The sequence below is a fragment of the Amycolatopsis albidoflavus genome (assembly GCF_039525725.1).
GTDB classification, from domain to species: domain Bacteria; phylum Actinomycetota; class Actinomycetes; order Mycobacteriales; family Pseudonocardiaceae; genus Amycolatopsis; species Amycolatopsis albidoflava.
This window is the reverse complement of the sequence record NZ_BAAAHV010000022.1, coordinates 196,119-211,358: the sequence shown is the minus strand read 5'-3', so window position 1 is coordinate 211,358 and position 15,240 is coordinate 196,119. Positions and strand designations below refer to the sequence as shown.

General features: G+C 67.1%; 11 protein-coding genes and 2 tRNA genes. 10 read left to right on the top strand and 3 right to left on the bottom strand.

Annotated elements, in window-relative coordinates; all coding sequences use genetic code 11:
* The first annotated feature begins 2 nt into the window (after window positions 1-2).
* The gene (locus tag ABD156_RS34080) at window positions 3-4,730 is read left to right on the top strand and encodes a HAMP domain-containing protein (protein WP_344283543.1); all 4,728 of its coding nucleotides are present in this window, start codon (window positions 3-5) and stop codon (window positions 4,728-4,730) included.
* Here the strand turns inward: ABD156_RS34080 and ABD156_RS34075 are convergent.
* Window positions 4,699-4,772 (bottom strand) — tRNA-Gly (locus ABD156_RS34075). The genes ABD156_RS34080 and ABD156_RS34075 overlap by 32 nt on opposite strands.
* 100 nt (window positions 4,773-4,872) lie before the next feature.
* Here ABD156_RS34075 and ABD156_RS34070 point away from each other — a divergent pair.
* The 7 genes from ABD156_RS34070 (at window position 4,873) to ABD156_RS34040 (ending at window position 10,341) form a co-directional block, all read left to right on the top strand.
* Window positions 4,873-4,946, top strand: a tRNA-Pro gene (locus ABD156_RS34070).
* A 43-nt stretch (window positions 4,947-4,989) separates the two neighbouring features.
* A complete protein-coding gene (locus ABD156_RS34065; protein WP_344283541.1) occupies window positions 4,990-5,508 on the top strand; it encodes a hypothetical protein in 519 nt (172 codons plus the stop codon).
* A 754-nt stretch (window positions 5,509-6,262) separates the two neighbouring features.
* The gene (locus tag ABD156_RS34060) at window positions 6,263-6,733 is read left to right on the top strand and encodes a hypothetical protein (RefSeq protein ID WP_344283539.1); all 471 of its coding nucleotides are present in this window, start codon (window positions 6,263-6,265) and stop codon (window positions 6,731-6,733) included.
* A 100-nt stretch (window positions 6,734-6,833) separates the two neighbouring features.
* Window positions 6,834-7,643, top strand: a complete 810-nt coding sequence (locus tag ABD156_RS34055; protein ID WP_344283536.1) for a hypothetical protein — start codon at window positions 6,834-6,836, stop codon at window positions 7,641-7,643.
* 596 nt (window positions 7,644-8,239) lie between these two features.
* Window positions 8,240-9,181, top strand: coding sequence for an amidohydrolase family protein (locus ABD156_RS34050; protein ID WP_344283533.1), 942 nt, complete (start codon window positions 8,240-8,242; stop codon window positions 9,179-9,181).
* Between the two features lie 292 nt (window positions 9,182-9,473).
* Window positions 9,474-9,908 carry a hypothetical protein gene (locus tag ABD156_RS34045; protein ID WP_344283530.1) on the top strand — a complete coding sequence of 145 codons (435 nt, stop codon included), beginning with the start codon at window positions 9,474-9,476 and terminating at the stop codon, window positions 9,906-9,908.
* Window positions 9,909-9,972: 64 nt separating this feature from the next.
* On the top strand, window positions 9,973-10,341 hold the full coding sequence (locus ABD156_RS34040; protein WP_344283527.1) for an RHS repeat-associated core domain-containing protein: 369 nt from the start codon (window positions 9,973-9,975) through the stop codon (window positions 10,339-10,341).
* Between the two features lie 62 nt (window positions 10,342-10,403).
* Here ABD156_RS34040 and ABD156_RS34035 read toward each other — a convergent pair whose 3' ends face one another.
* Window positions 10,404-11,024 (bottom strand): NADPH-dependent F420 reductase, encoded by a 621-nt coding sequence (locus tag ABD156_RS34035; RefSeq protein WP_344283524.1) that lies wholly within the window; start codon window positions 11,022-11,024, stop codon window positions 10,404-10,406.
* Window positions 11,021-12,241: an FAD-dependent monooxygenase gene (locus ABD156_RS34030; RefSeq protein WP_344283521.1), complete on the bottom strand. Its 1,221-nt coding sequence runs from the start codon at window positions 12,239-12,241 to the stop codon at window positions 11,021-11,023. Before ABD156_RS34030 ends, ABD156_RS34035 begins: the two co-directional genes overlap by 4 nt.
* A gap of 362 nt (window positions 12,242-12,603) precedes the next feature.
* On the opposite strand from ABD156_RS34030, the gene ABD156_RS34025 reads away from it, so the two are divergent.
* Complete coding sequence (locus ABD156_RS34025; RefSeq protein WP_344283518.1) at window positions 12,604-13,554, top strand: LysR family transcriptional regulator; 951 nt, start codon at window positions 12,604-12,606, stop codon at window positions 13,552-13,554.
* 616 nt (window positions 13,555-14,170) lie between these two features.
* Window positions 14,171-15,193, top strand: a complete 1,023-nt coding sequence (locus ABD156_RS34020; protein WP_344283515.1) for a hypothetical protein — start codon at window positions 14,171-14,173, stop codon at window positions 15,191-15,193.
* The last annotated feature ends 47 nt before the right edge of the window (window positions 15,194-15,240 follow it).

Sequence of the window (15,240 nt, the reverse complement as noted above, 5' to 3'; positions counted from 1 at the left end):
AGATGACAGAGTCCCCACAGACTTCCGGGAGCCCCCGGAACTCCGGGGCCCAGGAACCGGAATTCGTCCCGGCGAGCGAGGTCGCGGCGCTGGAGCGGCTGCTCGGCGCGGTCCACGACCTCGGGGACGGCAACTTCCGGCGGCGCTTCGTCGCGCACGGGGACGGGATCACCGCCCGGCTCGCGTCGGCGTTCAACGACATCGCCGAACGCAACCAGCGGCTGGTGACCGAACTCATGCGCGTGCGCGGCGAGGTGGGCCAGGAGGGCAAGCTCACCGAGCGCGTGCGCACCGAGATCGGCCCCGGCGGCTGGGCCACCGCGGTCGACACGGTCAACGGGCTGATCGAGGACGTCAGCCGTCCGGTCGTGGAGCTGGACCGGGTGCTCGGCGCGGTCGCCGAGGGCGATCTGTCGCAGCCGATGGCGCTGCAGCTGGACGGCCGTCCGCTGCGCGGGCAGTACGCCGAGCTGGCGAAGACCGTCAACGGGCTCAACGCGCAGCTGTCGCGGTTCGCCGCCGAGGTGATCCGGCTGTCCCGCGAGATCGCCGGAGAAGGCCGTCTGGGCGGTCAGGCCGAGGTCCCCGGCGTGGCCGGCACGTGGCGCGACCTGACCGACTCGGTCAACTTCCTCGCCGACAACCTCACCGAGCAGGTCCGCAACATCGCCTCGGTCACCACCGCGGTGGCCCGCGGCGACCTCACGCAGAAGATCAACGTCGACGCCCGGGGCGAGATCCTCGAGCTCAAGAACACCATCAACACGATGGTCGACCAGCTCTCGTCCTTCGCCGACGAGGTCACCCGGGTGTCGCGGGAGGTCGGTTCCGAAGGACGGCTCGGCGGCCAGGCGCGCGTGCCGGGCGTCGCGGGCACCTGGCGCGACCTCACCGACTCGGTGAACCTGATGGCGGACAACCTGACCGACCAGGTCCGCAACATCGCGCAGGTCGCCACGGCGGTCGCGGCGGGCGATCTGACGAAGAAGATCGACGTCGACGCCCGCGGCGAGATCCTGCAGCTCAAGACGACGCTGAACACGATGGTCGACCAGCTCTCGTCCTTCGCCGACGAAGTCACCCGGGTCGCCCGCGAGGTCGGCAGCGACGGCCGCCTCGGCGGTCAGGCGGAGGTCCCCGGCGCGGCGGGCACGTGGCGCGGCCTGACCGACTCGGTCAACCAGATGGCCGACAACCTGACCGACCAGGTCCGGAACATCTCGCACGTGACCACCGCGGTCGCGAAGGGCGACCTGACGCAGAAGATCACCGTGGACGCCCGGGGCGAGATCCTCGAGCTCAAGACCACGATGAACACGATGGTCGACCAGCTCTCGTCCTTCGCCGACGAGGTCACCCGAGTCGCCCGCGAAGTGGGTACGGAAGGGCAGCTGGGCGGCCAGGCCACCGTGCCCGGGGTCGCGGGCATCTGGCGCGACCTGACCGGCTCGGTGAACTTCATGGCGAACAACCTCACCGCGCAGGTCCGCAACATCGCGCAGGTCGCGACGGCGGTGGCGCGCGGCGACCTGACGAAGAAGATCGCGGTCGACGCGCGCGGCGAGATCCTCGAGCTCAAGACGACGCTGAACACCATGGTCGACCAGCTCTCGTCCTTCGCGGACGAGGTCACCCGGGTGTCGCGAGAGGTTGGCACGGAAGGAAAACTCGGCGGTCAGGCGACCGTCCCGGGCGTGGCAGGGACCTGGAAGGACCTCACCGACAACGTCAACTTCATGGCCAACAACCTCACCGACCAGGTGCGGAACATTTCCCAGGTCACCTCCGCCGTGGCGCGCGGCGACCTGACGCAGAAGATCACCGTCGACGCGCGCGGCGAGATCCTCGAGCTGAAGAACATCCTCAACACGATGGTCGACCAGCTGTCCGCCTTCGCGGACGAGGTCACCCGAGTCGCGCGTGAGGTCGGCACCGAAGGCCGCCTCGGCGGCCAGGCGCGGGTCCCCGGCGTCGCGGGGATCTGGAAAGACCTGACCGACAACGTGAACGTCATGGCCGACAACCTCACCGTGCAGGTGCGGAGCATCGCCACGATGGCGAGCGCGGTGGCGAACGGCGACCTGTCGAAGAAGATCTCCATCGACGCGGCGGGCGAGGTCGCGGCGCTGGCCGGGACGCTGAACGACATGGTCGAGACGCTGCGCGCGTTCGCCGACGAGGTCACCCGGGTCGCCCGCGAGGTCGGCACCGAAGGCATCCTCGGCGGTCAGGCGCGGGTGCCGGGCGTGGCCGGGACCTGGAAGGACCTGACCGAGAACGTCAACTTCATGGCGCACAACCTGACCAGCCAGGTGCGGAACATCTCGCAGGTCACCACGGCGGTCGCGCGCGGCGACCTGTCCCGCAAGATCGACGTCGACGCCCGGGGCGAGATCCTCGAGCTGAAGACCACGATGAACACGATGGTCGACCAGCTGTCCGCGTTCGCCGCGGAGGTCACCCGGGTCGCCCGGGAGGTCGGCACCGAGGGCAAGCTGGGCGGCCAGGCCGAGGTCGAGGGCGTGTCCGGCACCTGGAAGCGGCTGACCGAGAGCGTGAACCAGCTGGCGGGCAACCTGACCACCCAGGTCCGCGCGATCGGCCAGGTCGCGACGGCGGTGACCGCGGGCGATCTGACCCGGCACATCACCGTGGACGCGTCCGGCGAGCTGGCGGACCTCAAGGACAACATCAACCAGATGATCGCGAACCTCAAGGAGACCACCTCCGCGAACCGCGAACAGGACTGGCTGAAGACGAACCTGGCGCGGCTGTCCGGCCGGATGCAGGGCCACCGCGACCTCGCGTCGGTGGCGACGCTGATCCTGTCCGAGCTGGCCCCGCTGGTGAGCGCGCAGCAGGGCGCGTTCTTCATCGCGCACGACGAAGAGGACGCGGGCGACCCGGACAAGCTGCTCGACTGCATCGCCGCCTACGGCCTCGCCCAGGCCCGCACCGGCCTGCGCTTCCGGCTCGGCGAATCGCTGATCGGCCAGGCCGCGGTGGACCGGCGGACGATACTGGTCAACGGCGCTCCCCCGGAGTACGCGCTGGTGTCGTCCGGGCTCGGCTCGGCCCCGCCGGTGAACGTGATCGTGCTGCCGGTGCTGTTCCAGGGCGAGGTGCTGGGCGTGCTGGAACTGGCGTCGGTCAACGAGTTCTCCGCGGTGCACCTGGACCTGCTGGAGCAGCTGCGGCACACGATCGGCGTCAACGTGAACACGATCCTGTCGAACTCGCGCACCGAGGCGCTGCTGACCGAATCGCAGCGGCTGGCCCAGGAACTGCGCGCGCGGTCCGAGCAGCTGCAGGCCCAGCAGGGCGAACTGCGCCGGTCGAACACCGAACTGGCCGAGAAGGCGGCGCTGCTGGCCCAGCAGAACCGCGACATCGAGGTCAAGAACATCGAGATCGAACAGGCGCGGCAGGAGCTTGAGGAGCGGGCCGGGCAGCTGACGGTCGCGTCGCAGTACAAGAACGAGTTCATGGCGAACATGTCGCACGAGCTGCGAACTCCGCTCAACAGTGCACTGATCCTCGCGAAACTGCTGTCGGAGAACCCCGAGGGCAACCTCACGGAGAAGCAGATCCAGTTCGCGAAGACGATCTGGGCGGCGGGGTCTGACCTTCAGCAGCTGATCAACGACATCCTGGACCTGGCGAAGGTCGAGGCGGGCAAGCTGGACCTGCAGATGTCCGACGTGACGCTGCCGGAGCTGGTCAACTACGTCGAATCGCTGTGCCGCCCGCTGACCGCGGACAAGGGCCTGGAGTTCGCGGTCCTGATCGACCCGCCGGTGCCCGGCAGCGTGCACACCGACGAGCACCGCCTCCAGCAGGTGCTCCGGAACCTCCTGTCGAACGCCGCGAAGTTCACCGACGAGGGCGGCGTACGCCTGCACATCCGGATGGCGGAGCCCGAGGAGGTCGAGCAGGAATCCCTGCGCTCGGCGGCCGGGATCATCGCGTTCGGCGTCGAGGACACCGGAATCGGCATCCCTGAGGAGAAGCTGGAAGTCATCTTCGACGCCTTCCGCCAGGCGGATGGAACGACCAGCCGCAAGTACGGCGGCACGGGCCTCGGCCTGTCGATCAGCCAGCAGCTGACCGAGCTGCTGAGTGGCGAACTGCGCGTCAGCAGCGTCCCCGGCCGTGGCAGCACCTTCACGCTGTACCTGCCGGTCGGCGCCGCGAACCTGATCGCCCCGACGACCCCCGTGCGCCCGACGCCGAAGCTGCCGGTCCTGCCGAGCACCATCACGGTGGCAGAGCCGAACAGCGCCCCGAAACGCTTCAACAGCGAAAAGGTCCTCATCGTCGACGACGACCTGCGCAACGTCTTCGCCCTCGCGGCGGTCCTGGAACAGGCCGGCCTGGAAGTCATCTACGCCGACACCGGTGTGGCCGGAATCCGGGCGCTGGAACGCCATGAGGACACCGCACTGGTGCTGATGGACGTGATGATGCCGGAACTGGACGGCAACGCGACCATCGCCGCAATCCGAGCCGAAGCGGCCCACGAAGACCTGCCCGTGATCGCCGTCACAGCGAAGGCGACGGAGGAAGACCGCGAACGAACCCTGGCCTCGGGAGCGGACGACTACATCACGAAGCCGGTGGACACAGACCTGTTGCTGGACGTGATCGCCGCCCGCCTGGAGGCGGACGCGGCGTCGTCCTCTTCGGAGGTGGAACCGCTGGAGCGGGTGACGGGAATCGAACCCGCGTAGCTAGTTTGGAAGACTAGGGCTCTACCATTGAGCTACACCCGCAGCGCCCTCGGTGACCCGGGAGCGAAGCCAGCTTAGCGTGCCCGCTAGGGTGGGTCGTACACCCCCCGGGTACCGGGGTTTCCGGAGGCTTCGGGGGTGCCGGGATGTGGCGCAGCTTGGTAGCGCATCCGCTTTGGGAGCGGAGGGTCGCAGGTTCAAATCCTGTCATCCCGACGTCGCGTTGAGGGGCTGGACCTGCGGGTTCAGCCCCTTTTTCGTGCCGCGGGACGCGGCGCGGGAGCTGGTGCGGGGCTCAGTGACACTCCTCTTTGAGGATTTTCACCTGCGCACCCGAGCTCTGAAGCCCGCTCCGCCGGCCTGGCAGGCGTTGATCGACGAGTGGGCCATGTCACTCGAGGCCGAGACCACCTGGCTCGCCGACCCGGTCGCACTGCCGGAAGCCGACGAGACTGCTCCGCCGGAACCGAGCACCACCCGATGGCCGCATGAAACCGCCGCACATCCCGGACCAGCCGATTCCTATCACCCCGGCGGAATTCATCAAACAGACGCTCCGGAACTGCCAAGGCCGCGACTTTCACAGCCGCCGCGGCGAAGCGATCATCCGACTCATCCGGGACACCGGCGTCGCCTCGCCGAAATCGCCAACATCGACCTGGAACGCGACCTCGACCTCTCCCATCGTCTCGTCAACGTCCTTGACAGAGACGGCAAATGGCGCGAACCCATTCTAGCGGGGCCGACAAGCGCGAAGATCTGCGCGAATGAATACTAGCGGGCGAGACATGCGAAATCGTCACGGCTCAATGAAACCGTTTCTCCAGACAGTTTCTCTTGCGGTTTCTCCTGACTGTCCCGCGCACAACGAACCGATTCGAAACAGCCGATGGACGGCGTCGATGTTCGCTCGTCCATAGTGCACCAACCGCCCTTGCGCCAATCATGGCAGTTATGGGAATGTCAGGACCGAGCGCAACGACCGGGAGAATCATCTGCATGCAGGGGATTAATTCGCCTCACCGCTGCGAATATGCGGTGTCAGCATCACTGCGAGGTGCGGATCGGCGCGCCAGCCGACGCTTCGCGCCTGCTCGCATGTGCTCGGTTCCTTGAGCAACGGGGAGAATAGCTGTGATCGGAACAATTATCGACGAAGAGCCATCCTGGCGGCGCTCGCCGCCGCGACGCTTGCGGCATCGCTTGCGCACGGAACCGCGTCCGCGCAGGAATCACGCGGCTGACACCAGCAAGGCCTTGTTTGACATCGGTTTTCCCTTAGGACTGCCGGAAGGTGCGCATCGACCATCGCACCGGCGGTTGCGCTCGCTCCTGAGCCTACCCGCCGCCAGATGATTTCAAGCGACCGCCGTGTGGCCGGAATGAGGACAGGAGCATCGCAAGAACTACTGCCGACGCGGGATCAGTCAGGCCCGCCCAGGGTCGTGACGTTGATCTGATCATTCGTCCTGGAGAACAGACGGACACCTGCCCGGCAAACTGGTGTCCAACCGGCCAGGGAGAATTGCGCCATGACTGACGACGTCACGTTCGAATTCCGCTCGGCCTGGTGCAGGCTGACGATGGGCTCCGGCCCGCAACGGCAAACCTTCCACGCAACGGGGCTCAACGACGCCTTCGGAGACCTCGCACAGGCCGTCGCGAACCTGGCCCGCCCGAGGCCGGTGGTGGAGTTGCAGTCCGTGCTGTGGGGCGATGAACCAGGCGGAGTCTTCCTGGACTTCGCCTCGCCGGTAGCGGACCACCTCGCGCTGGTGGTGCACGCGGTGGCGATCCGCACCTGGATCACCGCGCCGGACTGGACACCCGAACGAGGCGAAGTGCTGCTGCGACAGGTCGCGCCGCGCCACGAACTCGCCAGCGCCTTCCTGCGCGGCTTCGAAACCGTCAGCGCGGCCACGAAACCGGGAGGCATCATCCCAGGCTGGCCACACCCATTCCCAGACACAGCTGTCACCGAGCTCCGCCGCGCACTCGGCTGACATCCTCCAGAAACCGCAGTGCTTCGTCCATGTCGTCAGGAAGGATTCGGGAACTATCATGAGATCTCCGGGCTTTGCCGACATTTTCAGACGCCTCGGAATGCTGGCCATCATCACGACAGGGGCGCTGCTCGCAGCGAACACCACCGCGACTGCGGCCGCGCCGATCAAGGGATATCAGGACTGCTTCAAACCTGCCACCGCCGAGGACTACTTGGTCACATCGGTGCGCAACACGGACACCTACCGCACCGTCAACCTGCGCTGCGGCCGCCATGACGTCGGCGACAAAGCCGGCTTCGGTGTCCGGCACATCAACGACCGCCGCCCGCCAATCACCACGGCGACAGTCCAGTGCATCGAACATGTGCTGAGGAGCGCCAAGTACGAAGGGCCGGCCAGCGGAAAGAACAACGTCTCGTACACCATCTCGTCGCCGAACATCGACGCCGTCGTGATCGTCAATGTCGAGACCGACAACGTGGTGACCGCCTACACGTCGCAACCCGGCTCGTCAACGAGCAACAACTGGGAGGGTTGCTTGGGCATCCCGGCCGCTGCGCAGCACACACCGGACTTCGCGAAGAGCGGCATCACGCCGTATTCGGGAGACAGCTGCTGGTTGGGGCCCTTGGGTTTCCGCTCAGTCTGCGAGAACGTGCACGGTGAGAAGCTCCACGTCGACACTCTCGATGCGAGCGAGGGCCTTCCGCCTTGGGCGGACTCCAGTTGCGCGACACCAGTGCTGTACGCCAACGGCCGAATGTTCCGCCTGGGCTTCTACACCTGCAGCAAACTGGGCACATTGAAGCAGCACTTCGCCATGAACAACGACTTTCCGAACAACCTGCAGCTGTGTCTCGGCTGGACCGACATCGATCACCAGGCCTGCCTCACCGTCCACGACTGACGCGGGGCCGTACATCCAGCGACCGCAGGCCCGCGTCCATCGCCGACGAGACCGCTGCAGTCCCAGATCTCGCCTCGACATTCGATAACAAGGCCGCGATACGCCACGACCCTCCTATTTGAGGATTCTCGCTCATCGCCGACCAGCAGCTGTCGCTGATGCAGCACTGCGCTGAGCCGTTCCCGCTTTGGGAGCGGAGGGTGGCAGGTTCAAATCCTGTCATCCCGACCCTGGTGGGGCTGGACCTGCGGGTTCAGCCCCTTTTTCGTGCCGTCGCGCGCGCGGGGGCGGGAGCTAGCACGGCGCTCAGTGACACTCCTACTCCTATCTGAGGATTTTCACCCCTGACCCTCGCTCCGCGACCGATCTGGGACACCGGCGGTCGCCTGTCCGAATCGCCAACATCGATATGGAACGAGACCTCGGCCTCTCTCGCCGCGTCGTCAACGTCCTCGGCAAAGGCAGCAAATGACGGGCGTGCAGGAACGCCCCGAGCTGCGCCAGCCGCGGGTCGCGGGCCATCAGCGTGGCCCGATCAGGTGGGGGATCGAATCCTCCCCCTCCCGCCGCCGGCTCCCGGGAGAGACGGTGGAGTCATGAGCGAACACGAACGCATCGACGTCCACACCCACCTGGTCCCTCCCTTCTGGGGCGAGGCCCTCGCACAGCACGGCGGCGACCCCTCGGGCTGGACCGTTCCACAGTGGACGCCGGACGACCACCTGAAATTCATGGACGCCAACGGCATCGCCACGAGCGTGCTGTCGCTGACCGCCCCGAGCGTCGTCGGCTGGGAAGGCGCGGCACGTCGCGAGATGGCGCGGCGGGTCAACGACTACACCGGCGGACTCGTCCGCGAGCGCCCGGACCGGTTCGGGAACTTCGCCACTCTCCCGCTGCCTGACGTCGAAGGCGCGGTCGCCGAAGTCGACTACGCCTTCGACCAGCTGCGCGTCGACGGCGTGGTGCTGCTGTCGAACTACGAAGGCGTCTACCTCGGCGACGACCGGTACGCGCCGTTGTGGGAAGCGCTGGACCGGCGCCGCGCCGTGGTGTTCATCCACCCGGGGCACCCGCTTCTCCCGGTGCTGCCCGAGGTTCCCGGGCCGATGGTGGACTATCCGTTCGACACCACCCGCAACGCCGTGCACATGGTGGTCCACGGGATCACCGAGCGGTACCCGAACGCGCGCATCATCCTCTCGCACGCAGGCGGCTTCGTGCCCTACGCGGCCCTGCGGTTCTGCCAGGTCCAGACCGCGATGGATCCCACCGGGCCCACCGAAGACGAACTCCTCGCCCGGTTCCGCAGCTTCTACTGGGACACCGCGCTGTCCTCGGGCGAATACGTCTTCGGCGCGCTCACCCGGTTCGCCGACCCCGCAAAGATCCTCTACGGCAGCGACTTCCCTTACGCCCCACTGCCAGTCGCCACCCACTTCACCGAAATCCTCGACACCCAGAGCGGCCTGACCGCCGAGCAATCCCGCGCGATCGACTCCGAGAACGCCCGAGCGCTCTTCACCCGGCTGGGCTGACCGGGCTGCCCTGCGGCCCTCCCGCCCCGAGCAGCGGCGGGAGGGCCGCGGCGCGTTCAGGCCAGCGCTCGTTCATCGGTGCCGTCGAGCCCTTCGGCATACCGGACGAGAGCGGCGGTCGTGCGTTCGATGTGGTCGCGAAGCGCCTGGGTCGCACCGGCTTCGTCGCGCGCGACGGTGAGTTCGGCGATCAGCTTGTGCTCGGCGGCGACGTCGCTTGCCCGGTGTCCCCGTAACCCTGCCGCGTATCGACAGGTGCAGACAACAAATTGCTGAGAACAGGGAGGATTCCGTGCGGTACAAGCACATTGCGGCGACCATGGTCGCCGCTGGTTTGCTCAGCCTTGTCGGCATCGGGAACGCCGAGGCCAGCCGGCGGTGCGGTCCCACGTCGGAGGCCGACGGCGTCGGGAACATGGGAACGTCGTGGACGCTGAAGTCCAAGCACGATGACGACGGGCCCGGCGGAAGCTTCGTCGTCGGCGAGGAGTTCGAGATCCACACCAACGTTCCCAACCAGCTGTGGTCGATCACGTTCGCCGACAACGGACAGGTCTTCTTCACCGGCGACGACCTCTCGACCGCCACCGGGATCAGGGAGCAGCACCCGACCGCCAACCACCCCGGCACCAACCAGCACATGACCGTGCACGCGGTCAACCACACCACCGGCGAGATCATCGACGCCGCCGTGGACGTCGCCCCAGTCCCCGCCTGCGGCGGCTGACCACGGATCCCGCCACCACCGTCCCCTCAGCGGCAACCCGCTCCGGGGGCGGTGGTGGCCGAGCGTGTCGAGGAAGGTCACGTTGCCGCGCGACACCGCCGGGACGACCGGTCATCCCTCCGACGACGAATTCCGTCGCCTCACCGACAAGTCGATGACGAACCTGCACCGCAGCATCTTCGACGGCTGCGGCGGACACTACGCCTACGCACAGAACGACCCCGCCAACAACAGCGACCCCACCGGAGCTTCGATGCTGGGAGGCATCGGCAAGCTGATCGTCGCCACCGGAGCGGCTATCGTCGGGGGCACCGCGGTCGCCGCGGAGAGCCAGGCCATGCGTCTCGGGCAGTCGAAGCGGCCCCCGTGCACGGGGCAACGTGCCCAAGGTCGCCCTGCGCTTGGATCAGCCCGCCGACCTGACAGGACCTGATCAACGATTAAGCCATGTCCCTGGAGGCGGAGACCAAGAGCGTCGGAGGTGATCGATGCCGCTCACTCCAGCAGCGTGAAACCCGACTCGTAACGTGTCTTTCCGAGCGCTGCCAGCACGATCTGGAGGAATCCCATCGCCTCGAGTTCCCGTGCGCGGGTGAGCGGGCCGACGTCGACCGCGCGCATTCCCGCCGCCTCGATGAACTCCGCGACGGCGATCTTGGCGTCCGCGTAGTCGCCGGCGAACAGGACGGTCGTGCGCGTCGTGCCGTTCGTGCCGCTGGTGAGCGTGTCTCCCAGATTGACGTTGAACGCCTTGACGACTGCCGTGCCCGCCGGCAGCAGCTTCACGAGTTCGGCCGCGGTGGAGGAATCGGCGGGCGACTTCAACCGGTCGTAGGTGGAGAAATCGATGGGGTTGCTGATGTCGATGACGATCTTTTCGCGGAGCTGGTCCCGATAGTGCTCGACGATGCTCGGGTACGCCCCGTAGGGAACGGCGAGCACGACCAGGTCTCCGGTGAGTTTGTCGCCCATGGCGCCGTAGTCGAGACCAGGACGTGCCGCGGACATGCTCTCCGCGCTGCGCTTGATGATCTGAATGCCGGCGCCGGCCCGGGTCGCGACTTCTGCGATCGCTCCGCTCATTTTGCCGCTGCCGATGATGCTGATCGAGGTCATGCGACCGGAACCCCCTGGAATCGGTTGAGCGCTTGTTCGGCCACTTTTTGTGCGTCGTAGTCGAATACCGCGCTTCGCCGGAAGTCGCGCCCGACTCGGAGATCGGCGTCACGCTTTTTGAGGTCCGCGAATTCGTACTGTGCGTCGAACATGGCACCGGCTCGGCGAGAGCCGTTCTGCAGGATCGCCGTGCGTTGCATGCGGACTGAGGTGTAGCGCCGGAACGCCTCGGGAATGTCGGCGACATTGTCGGCTGCCGCGAGGAAAGTGGCGAGCGCCATGCTGTCCTCGATCGCCTGGTTCACCCCCTGACCCTGGTGCGGCAGCATCGTGTGCGCCGCGTCCCCGAGCAGGGTGATCGGTCCCCTGGACCAATTGGTAAGCGGGTCGTGATCGAAGAGGCCCCACCAGAAGGTGTGCTCGATGCACTCGATGAACTCTTGGAGTTTCGGGTCCCAGTCCGCGCCCGCGAACTCGGCGGCGAGTTCGCCGACCTCTGCCGGGCCGGACCAGGCGCCGGCGAGCGGGCGGTCGCTCGGGATGCCGGCGACGAAGTTGAACAGCTTCCGCTGCTGCAGCGGATAGCACATGAAGTGCCGCCGGTTGCCCATCCACACCTGGCTGATCATGCGCCAATCGGCAGGCAGGCGGGACGCGTCGACCACTCCGCGGTAGACGATGTACCCGGAGTAGACCGGGTCGGGGAACTGGCCGACGGCTCCGCGCACCACCGAATGGATGCCGTCCGCACCGATCACGGCGTCGAACACGTCGTTCGCGCCGTTCTCGAACTCGACGCGGACGCCCGAGTCCAGGGTTTCCACCGAAACCAGCCGATGGCCGGGACGGATTGTCGCCGGATCGATCTCCTGCGCCAAGGCGTCGATCAGGTCCGGGCGGTACATCCCGATGTTCTGGTACTGCTTGGCCGAGTCCTCCCATGCCGCGTCGGTCACCAGACCGCCCATGGCGTTCTGGTAGACGCCGTGCCCGTCCGGGACCGCTCCGACGCGCCTGATCCGATCGAGCACGCCGAGTCTCTCGAGAACGCGCGCGGCGTTCGGCGCGACCGTGACACCCGCACCCACTTCGCCCAGCTTGCTAGCCTGCTCGAACACGGTGGCCTGGACGCCGGCGATCTTCCGCAGCGCGATCGCGGCCGTCAGCCCGCCCATCCCTCCGCCGATGATCGCGATTCGAGTGTCCTCACTTGCCACTGCTTCTCCTTGCCTGACTTCGCTTCTACTTGACTGATTTGCTGGCTTGCGCGACACACGCGGCTCTCACCGGAGCCCGCGGCGAGGCGGTTCCGGCGGCCGACGAGCACGACACGGAGGAGGAGCGCCAGGATCGGCGCCGATGATCGTCGCGGAGGCGATTCGCCGTGGTGCGACGGAGTCGCCTGCGGCACCAGAGGAGCACACCGTTGTCCCCAAAGTCCTTGCCAGCCCTCCGTTCGGAGGGATCGGGAAGCTGTTCCTCCTATGATGCGAGGCCATCCTCTGCGTGTAAATCATGGTAATCTGAGGATGTAATTCAGTTGAACTGAAGAAGCGGGAAGAAGGCAGCCATCTCCGACGTGAGCCTGCGGCAGCTCGAGCTGTTCGCGGCACTGCCGAACTTCCCCACGCTCAGCGCGGCCGCAGCCCATCTGCACATCTCGGAGTCCGCGTTGTCGCAGGCCGTATCCAGCCTTGAGAGCGCTGTGGGCGAGCAGCTGTGCGTGCGCCGCAAGGCCAGAGGGCTCACGCTCACTCCCACCGGTCAGGATTTCGCCAGACGGGCTCGGCAGATCGTGGCCGACACGCACGAGCTCGTCCTGAGCGCCGGGCGCGAACACGAACTGCGGGGTCCGGTGCGGCTCGGCTGCTACTCGAGCTTCGCCGCGAACGTGGTGCCGGAGCTTCTCGAGGGCTTCCCCCGAAGGCATCCCGGCGTGAGCATCGGAATCACCGCGGGCACCAACGAAGAGCTGCTCTCCGCTCTCGAGGCGGGACGTCTCGATGTCGCCCTCGTCTACGACGTGTCGCTGCCGACCGGATACCGCCGCCGCAGGATCTACCCGACCGAACTCGAAGTGCACCTGCCTCCCGGACATCCGCTCGCGGCAGCCGAAACAGTGGACCTGGCGGACCTCGCCGACGAGCCCTACATCCAGTACGACGCGACACCGGGCCTCCGCAATGTGACCGACGCGTTCACCGCGCACGGCCTGGAGCCCACGATCGAAGCCAGGGTCTCCCAGATCGGCCTCGTCGAGGCGCTGGTGGGTCGCGGACTCGGTTACGGACTGCTCATGTCCCGGCCGCATGCGCTCCCCATGAGCATCGAGGGGCGTCCGGTCGTCATCCGGCCCCTCGACCCCCCTGTCACGGTTTCCCACGTGGTGGGGGTCTGGCCGGCGGACATGAAGCTCACTCCGCGCGCCTCGGCCCTTCTCGACTTCGCGGCGGAGCGGCTCGGGCCCGCCGATGCGATTCCGGCTCGGACCGCACCCGAGGACACGGCCGCGTCCGTACCGGAGCGTTAGGAATTCCTCGACGCTCCATCTTCGGCCAGCCTGCGCAAGAAAGGCAGCACTCGTTCCAGGTGCGGCCGCGACGTTGCGGATCGCCCGCGCGACGACACCGCGGTGGTTGCCCGCCGGGACGCTGAAGGGGCCTTCGCCGTCCTCGGTGGCTCCCTGATGTAGGTCCCCGCCGGTCAGCTCCGGGGCGATCTGCAGGTAGCCCTATCGGGACACCGCATTGCAGCCCTCACGACGTCTGAAGCCCTTAACGAAATCGTGGTCCCGGGCCGGAAATTGCCTGGGTTCAAGGAACGCTTCGCGCAGTTCCAGCGCTTCCAACCGCGTGCGGACTGAGACCAGTGACGACCACTGCAGAATGAGCCTCCGCGGATCGCGCCAACCCAGCACCCGCCGTGCCGCACGACACCGGCCGGAGAAGCTGCTCCTTCAGCCCGCGAACCAATCATCGTTTTGTCCGCATTGGTCCGTTACATCCGGAACAGAGAGCAAGGACACTCTTGTCCAGACCGTCCCTGACGCGGTAAAAGCAGCAAGTCACATCGAAAAATCCGCAATCCGCAGCGGGCAGGTCCGGCAAGCGCCGACCGGGGTGACATCCACTTCGCTAGGAGAGGCCTTGACCGCGCTCGTTTCCCCCGCCGCCACCGTTCCCGTCGTCCGAAGACCCCGCGCTGGGATCGTCGTGCTGGCCGCGTTCGCCGCAGTTCCCGCCATGCTGGCGTTGTGGACCGCCGTGCGGGCGCCGCGCGGTCATGTGCTGCTCGACTACTGGCATGTCCTGGCGAAAATCACCGACGACCAAGGGCACCTTCTGCTGGGCCAGGTGTTCACCTACCACCTCGACCAGCCCTTCGTCATCCCCTCGCTGCTCTTCTACGCCGACGCCGCCTGGTTCGGCGGCGACAACCGCGTCCTCACCGTTCTCACGGTTGTACTGGTCGCCGGAATCGGCGTCTGCCTGTACTCGATGCTGCCCCGATCCCTGTCCCCGCAGCGGAAAGCCGCGCTGGCGGCCGGGATGTCGTGGCTGCTGTTCTCCTCGCACCTGGCCGAGATCTGGCTGCAAGGCACCAACGGCATCAGCTGGATCCCTGCGGTCTTCTTCAGCGTCCTCGCCGCCGCCCAAGCCCACCGCGGCCGCCTGTGGACCGCCGCGGCCGCAGCACTGCTGGCCAGCCTCAGCTTCGGCGCCGGACTGCCCGCGTTCTTCGTCGTCGCCGCGATCTTCCTGCTCCGACACGAAAACCGGGCCAAAACCGTCGCCATGGCCGCCGCCGGAACGATCGTCCTCGCCGGGTGGCTGCTGACCAAACCGAGCGGCGCCCAATCGCTGGCCACCACCGCACTCGATCCCGACGGCCGCCTCTCCGCCGCCGCAGCCGCGCTCGGTAGCGTGTGGTCCGGCGACCAAGCCGTCATCGCCGTCCTCGCCGGAGCACTTACCACCCCGACGGCAACGCCTGGCAAGCCACCGCACACCCCGGAGCCGGACCCGTCACCGTCTACGCGGTACTCGGCGGCCGCTTCTACCGCCTCCACGACTCCGTCGCTGCACCCCAGTGACCGCGAAACGGGGACTTTCGTCGGATTTCCCGCTCAGCTCGGTAACGCTTCCGGGATCCCGGCGATAGCGGTGTGAACGGATACCGGGTGGAGGTTTGCGGTGGGATGGATTCGTGGTGCGGT

What these genes read in the sequence shown, in the direction of transcription:
- ABD156_RS34080 (WP_344283543.1), top strand. Translation starts at nt 3, where the DNA reads ATGACAGAGTCCCCACAGACTTCCGGGAGCCCCCGGAACTCCGGGGCC.
- ABD156_RS34060 (WP_344283539.1), top strand. Translation starts at nt 6,263, where the DNA reads ATGACTGACGACGTCACGTTCGAATTCCGCTCGGCCTGGTGCAGGCTG.
- ABD156_RS34055 (WP_344283536.1), top strand. Translation starts at nt 6,834, where the DNA reads ATGCTGGCCATCATCACGACAGGGGCGCTGCTCGCAGCGAACACCACC.
- ABD156_RS34050 (WP_344283533.1), top strand. Translation starts at nt 8,240, where the DNA reads ATGAGCGAACACGAACGCATCGACGTCCACACCCACCTGGTCCCTCCC.
- ABD156_RS34035 (WP_344283524.1), bottom strand. Translation starts at nt 11,024, where the DNA reads ATGACCTCGATCAGCATCATCGGCAGCGGCAAAATGAGCGGAGCGATC.